General features: G+C 43.7%; 8 protein-coding genes. 4 read left to right on the top strand and 4 right to left on the bottom strand.

The window, feature by feature from the left end; translation table 11 throughout:
* From WC615_RS10785 to WC615_RS10770, 4 genes are all read left to right on the top strand, one after another.
* A partial coding sequence (locus WC615_RS10785; RefSeq protein WP_372978109.1) for a toprim domain-containing protein occupies positions 1-1,300 on the top strand: 1,300 nt, incomplete at its 5' end.
* A 261-nt stretch (positions 1,301-1,561) separates the two neighbouring features.
* Positions 1,562-1,900, top strand: a complete 339-nt coding sequence (locus WC615_RS10780; protein WP_372978108.1) for a PadR family transcriptional regulator — start codon at positions 1,562-1,564, stop codon at positions 1,898-1,900.
* Positions 1,897-2,565: a hypothetical protein gene (locus WC615_RS10775; RefSeq protein ID WP_372978107.1), complete on the top strand. Its 669-nt coding sequence runs from the start codon at positions 1,897-1,899 to the stop codon at positions 2,563-2,565. The genes WC615_RS10780 and WC615_RS10775 overlap by 4 nt, the downstream gene beginning before the upstream one ends.
* Entirely contained in the window at positions 2,562-3,242 is a 681-nt protein-coding gene (locus tag WC615_RS10770; protein WP_372978106.1) for a hypothetical protein, read from the top strand. The genes WC615_RS10775 and WC615_RS10770 overlap by 4 nt, the downstream gene beginning before the upstream one ends.
* A 6-nt stretch (positions 3,243-3,248) precedes the next feature.
* Here WC615_RS10770 and WC615_RS10765 read toward each other — a convergent pair whose 3' ends face one another.
* The 4 genes from WC615_RS10765 to WC615_RS10750 all read right to left on the bottom strand — a co-directional run bounded on the left by WC615_RS10765 (position 3,249) and on the right by WC615_RS10750 (position 11,278).
* The gene (locus WC615_RS10765; RefSeq protein WP_372978105.1) at positions 3,249-3,680 is read right to left on the bottom strand and encodes an aspartyl protease family protein; all 432 of its coding nucleotides are present in this window, start codon (positions 3,678-3,680) and stop codon (positions 3,249-3,251) included.
* Positions 3,681-3,905: 225 nt separating this feature from the next.
* Positions 3,906-6,137: a BamA/TamA family outer membrane protein gene (locus tag WC615_RS10760; protein WP_372978104.1), complete on the bottom strand. Its 2,232-nt coding sequence runs from the start codon at positions 6,135-6,137 to the stop codon at positions 3,906-3,908.
* Positions 6,138-6,163: 26 nt separating this feature from the next.
* A complete protein-coding gene (locus WC615_RS10755) occupies positions 6,164-10,828 on the bottom strand; it encodes a translocation/assembly module TamB domain-containing protein (protein ID WP_372978103.1) in 4,665 nt (1,554 codons plus the stop codon).
* Between the two features lie 162 nt (positions 10,829-10,990).
* A complete protein-coding gene (locus WC615_RS10750) occupies positions 10,991-11,278 on the bottom strand; it encodes a hypothetical protein (RefSeq protein WP_372978102.1) in 288 nt (95 codons plus the stop codon).
* Positions 11,279-11,312: the final 34 nt, after the last annotated feature.

Here is an 11,312-nt window from a genome sequence, read left to right as displayed (position 1 = left end):
TTCTTTCATTACAGAAGAGTTTTTCTCTGAAGGTGGGTTGAAAGAATTTGTTAAATACCTGGATGGTACCCGTGTGGCTATCATTCCTGAGCCTATTTATCTGGAAGGTATAAAACAAGGTATCCCGGTTGAACTGGCTTTTCAGTATAACGATACGTATACCGAAAATGTGCACTCGTATGTAAATAACATCAACACTATTGAGGGTGGTACACACGTAGCGGGTTTCAGGATGGGTTTAACACGTACGCTTAAGGCTTACGCTGATAAATCGGGTTTATTGAAAAATATGAAGATCGAGATTACAGGCGATGACTTCCGCGAGGGGCTAACTGCCGTAATTTCGGTTAAAGTACAAGAGCCGCAATTTGAAGGGCAAACCAAAACCAAACTGGGTAACAGCGAGGTGAGTGGTGCTGTTAACGTGGCCGTAGGCGAAATTTTAGGTAACTACCTTGAAGAAAACCCTCGTGAAGCTAAAATGATTGTGCAGAAAGTTATACTTGCTGCTACAGCACGCGCGGCCGCACGTAAAGCACGCGAAATGGTGCAGCGTAAAAGTGTAATGAGCGGTTCAGGCTTACCTGGTAAACTGTCTGATTGTGCTAACAGCGACCCAACCTTATGCGAGTTATATCTTGTAGAGGGCGACTCGGCGGGTGGTACCGCCAAACAGGGCCGCAACCGCGAGTTCCAGGCCATATTGCCTTTAAGGGGTAAGATCCTGAACGTGGAGAAAGCCATGGAACACAAGATCTACGAGAACGAAGAAATAAAAAATATGTTTACCGGCCTCGGGGTAAGTATTGGTACGCCGGAAGATGCCAAGGCACTGAACTTAACAAAACTGCGTTACCATAAAATTGTGATAATGACGGATGCTGACGTGGATGGTTCGCACATTACCACATTGATCCTCACTTTCTTCTTCCGTTACATGAAGGAGTTGGTTGAGTACGGTTATGTGTACATCGCATCGCCACCGTTATACCAGGTTAAAAAGGGTAAAGAATTTGAATACTGCTGGACTGACGAGCAGCGCGATACGGCTATACAGCGTTTAAAAGGTGCCGGTAAAGAAGATAGCGTACACGTACAGCGTTACAAAGGTTTGGGTGAGATGAATGCCGAGCAATTATGGGATACCACCATGAACCCGGCCCATCGTACACTTAAAAAAGTAGCAATTGAGAACGCTGCAGAATGCGATCACACCTTCTCGATGCTGATGGGTGATGAGGTTGCCCCCCGCCGCGAGTTTATAGAGAAAAATGCACGTTATGCCCGTATAGATACCTAATAGGGTTATTTACGTGCCCATAATATTAAAGCCTCCTGACATTCAGGAGGCTTTTTTACGTAATAGGTTTTATGGGCGCCCTTTTGGTATTTTTTCGACTTTTATTCGCCCTTATTCGACCTTCATTCGTCCTTGAAGGGTTTTTTTATGCCTTTGTAAGCACTAAATAGGCAAGGGAAACATCAAGTGCCGGTAAAATATACTTTTAAATTTATATACATAATTTTCTTATGTATATAAATTTAAAAGTATATTTGAATTATGAGCACTAACCCGTTGTTAAAAGGAAGCCTGCAAACCATCATTTTAAAACTACTGGAGGATAACGAGCAGATGTATGGATACGAGATAACCCAAAAAGTTAAAGAGGTATCAGAGGGAGAGATAATGCTTACTGAGGGCGCTTTGTACCCGGCCCTGCATAAACTGGAGGCAGATGGTTTTCTGGAAACATTTACGCAGGTGGTAGATAACCGTGTACGCAAGTATTACCGCCTTACCGAGCAGGGGGGCAAAGAGGTGACCAGTAAATTAACCGAAGCGCAGGCCTTTATAGAGCAGCTGCAAACTTTGTTAAACCTTAAACCTACAACCAAATGAAACCGGACAGCAGGCAAATAAAAATATTGCAGGACTATCTGCATAAAACATTAACCTACCGCGAAAGTTATGAGGAAATATACGATCACGTTTTATCGGCGCTTGAGCATCAGCCGGCAGATATAAGTTTCCAGGACGCTATAAACGGCATTATTATAAATGATTTTGGAGGGCATAGAAATTTATTGAAGGTTGAAAAAGCTCACAAAGATGCTTTGGTTAATGATATGTATAAAAAGTATCGTTCATACATTGTATCTTACTTTAAAGTCCCCAATCTGTTTTATTTACTATTGGCTGTAGGGGCAACTTGTTACGGCTTTGCACAAATTAGGGTCAGTATATCGTTAATTATCGTGATGGCTTTTTTGATGATTTTAGCACCCTACATAATTTATCTTTTACGACTGTATGATACCGGGTATATTTTAGGGACTACGCAAAAATCGGCTAAAGATAAATCGTTTGAAATTTTGGCGAGTATACCTGTTCGGTTTTTTGTGATCGTAAATACTTTTGCTATTTGGAGTGGTGAAGGATTTTACAAAGTTTTTTTAGGAACTAATAATTACCTGTTGGCAGTGTGGTTTCTGATTGCAATACTGTATAACATATCATTATACAAATTATATAAATACGAATTCCAAACCACTGCCGCAATATGATATTATCGCCAGCAGAACTACAATGGGTAACTGAGCGTATGAAGATATACGACATTAAATACCAGGAGAGTTATTTCGAGATACTCGACCATGTTTTGACGGCCATTGAAACTAAACGCGATAAAGGCGACGCGCGTGATATATCGGTTGTTTTTCAGGATGTGGTGGATACCGATTTTGGTGGCTACTCGGGTATTGAGGCGTTAGCCGTTAAACAGGAAAATATATTTAACAAATATGTTGGCGGGGCGTTTAAAACTATTTTTCGTGGATATTTAAATTGGGGGGTGTTGGCTTTTACAATAGTTGCGTCGGGCCTGGCATATACACTGCCAAATAATAAAGTTATACACTCAGTTTTCTTTATTGCTATATTTTTGCTGGCTTTTTCGCCGTTGATGTATGCCTTTGTATTAATATCCCGCAAGGTAACATCTGTAAAAGGGAAGAAGTCCCTATTAAAAGGGCGTTTAATATCGCAAACCTACCTGCCGGGTATGTTGCTGAACGGCATCATTTACCTGCCGGTGCTTTTTCAGGGTGGTGATGATACAAACGGGTTTAAAATGATGCAACATTGGCCCTTGCCGGCGCTAATGGTAATATTGATATTTTTTGCAGTGCTGAATTTGAGCTCGATAACGCTTTGTAACCAGGTGTTAAAAAAAAGGGGATAACCGATGCTACTTCAGCTTTAACGTTTTCTTCCCAAAATCAATTACCGCGTGGTACTTCATTAGTATATCGCTGCCCAAAACACCCAGTACCTCAGGGTACCCCAATTCGCGGTAAGCTACGTTGATGGTAGACAGATCAAGCACGGCTACTTCCAGTTCGGGGATCATCATATCGCCTATCCATATGTTTTCTATCACCGCCGTTGCCGATTCCATAGTGTTGGTACCCAACCCGGTTGAAAGCCTCTCACTGGCTACTATATCAGCCATTTCATTGGCCTGTATCAGCAGGTTGCGGTCAAATGCCGTACGCGACGCGCCGGTATCCAGTACCACTTTAAAAGGCTTGTTGAAGATCACAATATCCAACACAGGGTGAAAGCCATCACCATGCAGGTCGATAATGTTTAGCGGGATAGATATAGTTTTTTTAGCCATTTAGTAGTGTCGGTGCAATATAGCTATCCAACTATAATTCAATCAATAAAATTAACGTAACAATTATATGGTTTAAGCCGGTTAACCACAGCGTTATCAGAGGTTGCACAGAGATGAATGAGAATTGCTTTTCGCATATTGAATGAAAATATCTCTGTGACCTTTGTGTTTTTACTTTGTGGATCTCTGTGGTAAAAATTAGCCACCAATCCATTATTGAGCCAATTAAAACGGATACCCTATGGCTATGTTTAAGATACTGTTTTTAAAACTCGGGCTGATGGAGCGCTGGCCACCTGCCGGTGTATATGGTCTTACCAGCGGGAAACCAAGATCGGTACGCAGTACCAGTATCGTAGCATCAAACCTTAAACCAAAACCCGCATCAACAGCCATTTGCGATAAAAAATTAGGGCCAAATGTGCCGCCCGGCTGGTGAGGCTTGGCGTTCCAGATGTTACCGGCATCGGCAAATAATGCGCCGTACACAATGCTGAATAGCTTTTGGCGGTACTCAATATTAGCCTCCAGTTTTATATCGCCCGATTGATCTGCAATAAAGGTGTTGCCGTTTGCATTGGTTGGATCGACAGTACCGGGGCCTAATGTTCTGGGCCTGAACCCTCTTAAACTGTTAGGCCCGCCAATAAAGAATTGCTGGTTATATGGTAAAATGGTAGAGTTGCCGTATGGTAAACCAACACCCGCAATAAGCCTGGTAGCAATTTTGCTATTAGCGCTAAGTTTATGGAAAAAGCGGATCTCGCTTTCTGCTTTAACATATTGGTTAAATACGGTACCAAACAGTGTTTTTACTTTGCCGCCAAGGGTATCGGCACCGCTTATAATGCCATACAGGTTGTTTGATAAACTAAGCTTACCACGGAAGTAAAGGCTATTGGTACGATAGTCTTCGGTGGTGTTATCAAATGTATAGGCATAGCTAGGGCCTAAAGTAAATTGCGGGTCAATTACGTGTTTAAGCGCCGGGTTGCGGTTGTTTGGATTACGTATGCTATCCAAATATACCTGGCTTATGTTACGTGGCTTTACAAAGGTGGCCTCCAGTAAATTTAACTCGTGTATCTTATGCTCGTTAGTTTTAAACTGATACCCGAACGACCCTGTGAAAGAGTTAAGCGAGTACAGTTTTTGCCGTACAACAGAGGTGTAACCCAACGTTAATATGGTGCGCGGGATGTACCCGTTATCGGCCCGTAAAGCAAACGGACTTATTAACCTTGGCCACGAAAGGCTGGTTTGCACACCATACTGGTAAACGTTATAGCCACTGTTTTGGCCGCCAACCTGCACATCGGTACTACCAAATAGGGTAACAGTTAAAAGCTCGCCGCCTTTAAAAGCATTGCGGTTTTTCCAGCTCAGGTTTATTTGCGTACCGGTATAGTTGGCAGATGATGTACGGCCAATGATCTCGGCCTGTAACGATTTGCGTTTATACGGGGTAAGGAAATAATAAACATCCAGCTTGGGCGAATCGGGCGTTACATCTTCAAACCTGTTTTTTACATAACGGTATGGCCCCAAATTAATAAACCTGTTTAACGAATTATTATGGGTGGTGCGGCTGTATACATCATTAGGATGCAGCAACACGGTATTTGAAAATAAATATGGCCTCACGGTGTTGCGCGGGTCGATGATGTTATAATTGCGGTAAGGTTTTGCCTGGTCTAACCTTAAGGAGGTATCCCTTAACGAGTAGTTTGGATACACATAAATATTACGGACAGAATAAATTTCGCGTGCCCTGTCTGGTGTTTCGGGTTTAATGCGAACTATCATGTTTACTTTATGGCCTTCAATGGTACTGTCAACCTTTACAACCAATTGCTCAGGCGCAAAGTAAAAAAAGCCTTCTTCCTTAAGGCGGGCATCAATCCTGATGCGTTCGTTCTTGATCACATCAAGGCTATATTTTTCGCCTTTTTTTAACAGCGTTTGTGCCATGGTACCTTTAACGGCGGTATCAAGGCTATTATCTGTAGCGGCAGGGAAGGTAATGTTATTGATGGTGTATGATGGGCCCGGCAGCGCTGTGAATAAAGCTTTGGCAGTTTTCTTTTTGCCTATAGTATCGCCGCTAACCGTTGCCTGGAAATAGCTGATATTTTGCAGGCGGTTTTGCATAATGGTGCTGTTTTTAGCCAGATCTACCTGGCTAACCAGTACCGGCGGCTCGCCGTATTTACTCAGAAATTTTTGAATAAACCCATGGCGGTTGCGGGTTTTGTAATAAAGCCAAAGTTTTATTCTCATCCCCAATAAAGATGAGTTTGGTTTAGGCCTGATATAGGTTTTCAACTCCGACTCCAGAGCCTTTGCATCGCTTTTAGGTATGTTTTTATCATCAACCTTAACAGTACCGCCGGTATAAAGCTTTTCGTTTGGCGGCAGGTACTTGGTAGTGCTGCAGGCATTTAACACTACAGCCATAAGTACTAAATATATTATACGTTTAATCATAAGGTTGTGGTCTGTGTCTTGGTTCTTTCGTCTTTATCTTTTTGCTGCGATGCTTTTTCCTGCTCGTCTTTTAGCTTTTGTTCTTCTTTGTATTTTTTGCGCATCTCCCTTTCCTGTGCGGTGCGTTTACGGAAGATCTCGCGGAAACGGTTATAATCTACCGTGAGCGAAAACCCTATACCGGTTTCAACTACCTGGCCTTGTATAACTATAAACTCATCCTTACGATACGCGCGCAGGGTGTAGCGCCCATCTTTGCTCAATTTGTAATTAACCGAAACATTGCCGGCAATGTTTGAAGTTTTTTGCCCGGCCTGCGCGCCTTCCAGGTTAAAGTTGTTGCCTACGCTCACCGTTAGCCTATCGTTAAGGAAGCGTTTACTTAGCCCAACATTAAGGTCCGTTCGGTTTGTTGCCGTGCCGGATGAGTAGTCCTCGCCGGATGTTACCCCGAAATTAAGGTCGACCCCGGTGATCAGGTCGCCTGCAAGGTTATTCAACTGGTCGGTAAGTAAGCCGCTTACGCTGCTGCGTATAGCACCTTCAACACCGGCGCTGCCGCCCTGGCTTTGCAGTGGGTTATCGCCAATAAAGTGGCCAAGTACCAGCACGCCCAATACTTGTTTATTTAACTCGTTAGGGTCCTGCCTTACCTGGGCAAGGCGGGTGCCAACAGTAGTGGTTACTTCTGATGATACGTTGTAATTACTATCCGGCAGGGTAATATCAAAGCTGATATCCGGTTTCATTAACTCGTTACGTAAGTTAAGGTTTACATTAAACGGTAACTTTTGCTTGTATTGGGTCGAGTTTTGGTCGGTTAGTTGGTTAGCAACCAGGTCTATCGGTGGCACGTTGGCTATGTAAATGGCAGTCAGGTCTATATTAGCGCTTGTTGGGTCGCCCGTCCAGGTAATGGTGCTGCCCGGCTTAAAGTTAAACTTGCGCGATACGGTGGCATACGACAGGTTGTACGAGCCGCTGCTAACCACATAAGTACCGGTTAAACTTGTTTTGCCACTTGGGTCTATACCGCCGCTCAGGTGTGCTTCGCCCTTTAAGTGTACCACATCGCCATTGCGCTCATCAACCACAATAGTAAAGGCCGCGTTTTTATCTATGTTCACCGTAGCGTTTACATCAAGCCCGGTAACTTCCGATTGTTTTAACGAATCAAGCTGTCGGGCTATTAGTATAGAATCGGTATTTGGTGCGCTGGCGTCAAAAAACTCAACTACCCCCTTGCGGTCTTCCACACCGGGGTCGCTGGTTGGCAATACAATAGCAAAGTCTGTTTTATCATTAACGGTCAATGTTGCATCAACCACAGGCTTGGCCATATCGCCCCTTACTTTTATATCGGTATCCATAAACAACTTGCCATAAAACAGCTTGTTATCTGCTTTTGTAGAGTTAATAACCCTAAAGTTATTCGCCCTGATGTTCATCCCGAATTTAAAGTCGGTATAAGTTTTGGTGTAGATAGAACCCGAAATAACCGCCTTGTTATTGGTTGAATCAACCAGGGTAAAATCATTAAAACGAATACCCTCATCGTTAAACGTGATGCTCTCCTGGGGCATGGTAAAGTAGGAGTTAAGCATAGCTACGTTGAAGGCTACCTTATTGAAATGAATATCGCCCCGCACGGCCGGTGCGGTGGTGGTCCCTGTTATTTTTAACTGGCCGGTAATATTACCGCTCGAGTTTTTAATAGCCCCAAAGCTAAAGCCCTCTATACTCTTCATGCCCAGGTTTACAATATTCAGGTTCATGTCAAACCGGCTTTCGGGGGTGGTATAGTACATACCGTTCAGGTCAACCTGGTTGCCTTTGCCGGTAACACTTGCCTGCAGCGCGAATGCGTTTTGAGTTTGGTTATTTACCTTAAGCGCTATGTTACCTACGGTATCGCCTTTAAAGCTAAAGTCGCTCACCTTCATATCGGCAGTAAACACCGGCGATTTCTGGAAATCGCTTACCACTGCGTTACCGTTAATGGTACCGCCAACAAACAGGGAGTCCTGCTGTGCTATTTTGGTCAGGGTTTCTATCCTGAAGTTTTTAAAATCTACAGTAATAGGCGAGTTTACGCCACCCGAGCTATTGGCGCTTAATACCTGGTTGCTGTTGGTGATGCTAAAGTTACGCGCCAGTATCCCTTTTGCGCCATAAAACAGCGCATTATCCGGGTTAACATCCCATGGGGTGTAATCAAACATCAGCCCGTTTTGTAAAAAGCTGAACTGATACTGATCTGGCAAAACGCTAAACTGGCCGGCAATGCGGTAGCGTTCTTTCTTTAGTTTGTCGCGCACCTGTAAGCTAATGCCCAGCTTATTGTTTTGGGCGTTGCCCGATACACTGGTGTAAAGCAGATCTAACGACGAGCCCACTTTTATTTCATCAACCGTTAAATTGTAATTTAAAGCATTGTTACCCGTGTTAATGGCCAGCTTTAAGTTATTTACTGTATTGGTGCCATAAATAACTTTGGGTGCTGCTCCATTTACAATAAGTTCGCCTGTTGTGCTGTTAAAGCTGCCGTTAAATAAAACCGGCTCAAGCTGTTTCAAATCGGGTGCAAATTTAGCTACCAGCGGGGTTTTCACCATGCGGGCATCAAACGTAAACTGCTGCGGCGAGTATTTAACTTTTGCCCTCGGGGTTTTACTGCCCAGGCTGGTGTTGTAGTATTTATCAATCACATCCTGCAGGGCAGGGGCAATTTGGGTTAGCTTATACTTACCGGCCATGTGCGCGTAAAACATAGGCGTTTTTAGGCGCAGTGTGCTGCTATCGGCAGTGGCGGTTGATATGAGGCTTACGGTATCTAAAGTAATGCGCTCGCCTTTATTGACCACCAAAAGGTCTGTTGCCAGTATGTTGGCGTTCAGGTAGTCCGGGTCGGCAGTTGGCACATCGGCAATAATTTTACCATGAAAACGCATCGGGCCTTTTACAAAATTAAGTTTTTGCAGGTCTATGCTATCTACCATTAAGGTTGCGTTAACCGAAGGGTATTTCTTGTTCATATTGGCCTTAGCATCAAGCGTGAAATTGATGTTAGGGTCTTTCATACGGGCTTTGGCCACATAGGCTCCGTTATGCGCCGTACCATTCATTACTAAATTACGGTAGGTATAACCTTTAACATTTGCGCTTACCACATCGCCGTTAAATTTAAGGCTGGCGGTTTTAGGGTCGAGGCCGGTACCGCTGATGTTGGCTTTCATGGTTACAAAACCCACCATTTGCGGCTGTTTGGTTAATGCGCCAACGTTTAAATTATTGGCCTTAATATTGGCCGAATAGGTTTCGCTGCCTTTGCGTTTGCCGCTCTTCATAGCAGCTACCAGATCAACCGCGCCATAGCTGCTGCGCAGCGCCATTTTGGTGTTAAAGGTTTTCATGGTACCCTTAAAAGTGCCTTTCAGATCCATGTTTTCGGGCACGCTTACATTTGGCGGGATGGTTCCTTTCGGTACAAGGCGGGCAATATCTGTACGGGTGGTACGGAAATCATTTATCGTCAGGTCGAAATATGCTTTCTCCACATCAGGCAAGCCGCGCATGGTGGCCGATGCTTTCACATAAGTATTGCCAAATCCGCTGATCTCGATATTAGGGATGCGCAGGTTGTTTACCTGCCCGCTAACCCTGCCGTTTATTTTGATCACAGAATTTGGCGAGGATTTAAACGGCTCCATAGATGCCATGGTAGGCATCAGCAGTAACACATCGCGTAGGCCAAGCTTGCTGCCATCCAAATTGGCGTTGATGCTTAGCTTACCCAGGTCTTTTGTTAACGATTCTATGGAAGGGTAACCCACTTGTAATTCTTTCTGGATAACCGAGGTTGGTGTTTCTACCAGCAGGTCTTTTAAGTAAGCGCTTTTTGGCCCGTAGAAAAACGAGGTATGAAACTTATTGATCTTAAGCCCGCTTTTTTCGGCGAAGGTGAAAGAGTTTACCTTGCCCGATATGCTATCAGGCGTATAGTTAAGGTCTTGTATATCGGTATTTAAATTTTTGATACCCATGTGGGCAAAGTCAAGCCCGCGGGGCAATGGCTTTTGCGCGTCGTTATCAAACTTAATATTATCGTTGGTTAGCGTTATTCGGTTTAAGCTGGCCGTCCAGCCTTTGGCTTGCGTTCTGGAAGTTAGCGTATCAATTTTCCTGATGGTTTTTTCAACCGCTTTGGTTACTGTTGCAGGTTTGGCAAAGGTAAGCCCGGCATTGGTATTATCCAATTTAACAGATTTGATGCCGACATGCTGGTTTTTCATGTCTATCTTATCCATCTCTACCAAAAAAGTGCCCAGGTCAACCTTGGCGGCCATTTCATTGCTCTTGTAGTCAACTTTTATTTTGTCAATGTTTATTTCGCCCAGCGTCAGGTCCATATTTAATGGTTTAACGGCAGTATCAACCTTGGCGGCCTGCGCAATAGAAGAACCGGCCGGGGTTTGGATGATCTTGGCGTTAACCCCGCTCAGGTTTATTTTAGGGATAGTGAATTTCATCTTATCCATATCAAAATCTTTGATACGGGTATCAAAATGGCCCAGCAGGAATTTTACATCATTGCCTGTGGTTACATCTTTGTATTTCACGTTGATCTTATCCAGGATGATCTTATCTACCGAAAACTTCATGGTAGAGGTGGTATCCTCTGGCTTAACTTCTTTTTTCTGCTCGCCGGCAAAGGCTTTGATAATGTAATCAAAGTTGAAAAGGCTGTCCGGCCCGCGGCTAATGTTGGCGGTGATGCCTTCCAGGTTTATTTCGTTTATCTCAACCTTGTTTTTCAGGAGTTTTTAAAGCGTGATATCAACCTTAAGCTTATCACCCGCAATAAGGGTGTCTTTTTTCTGATCTTCAAAGTAAACATCTTCTAAAACCAGCAATTTGGGCAGGCCCAGGCTAATGTGGCCAATTTCAACTTTTGTGTGTATTTTATTCTGAAGAAAGGTAACCGCTTTGTCTTTCGCGAAGTTTTGCACGGCGGGTACCTGTATTAAAATAACCACAAGCAACACCAAAAAGATGACACTTGCAATTATCCAAAGTATTGTTTTGAGGGCTATACGTCCAAATCGTTCCAAATTTTTAAAGGTTAGGGTTATTACCTATAATTAT

Origin of the sequence: Mucilaginibacter sp. (assembly GCF_041663085.1) — a bacterium.
GTDB lineage: Bacteria > Bacteroidota > Bacteroidia > Sphingobacteriales > Sphingobacteriaceae > Mucilaginibacter.
Note: the sequence above shows the minus strand (reverse complement) of the source record. Positions and strands in the feature narration are given on the sequence as shown.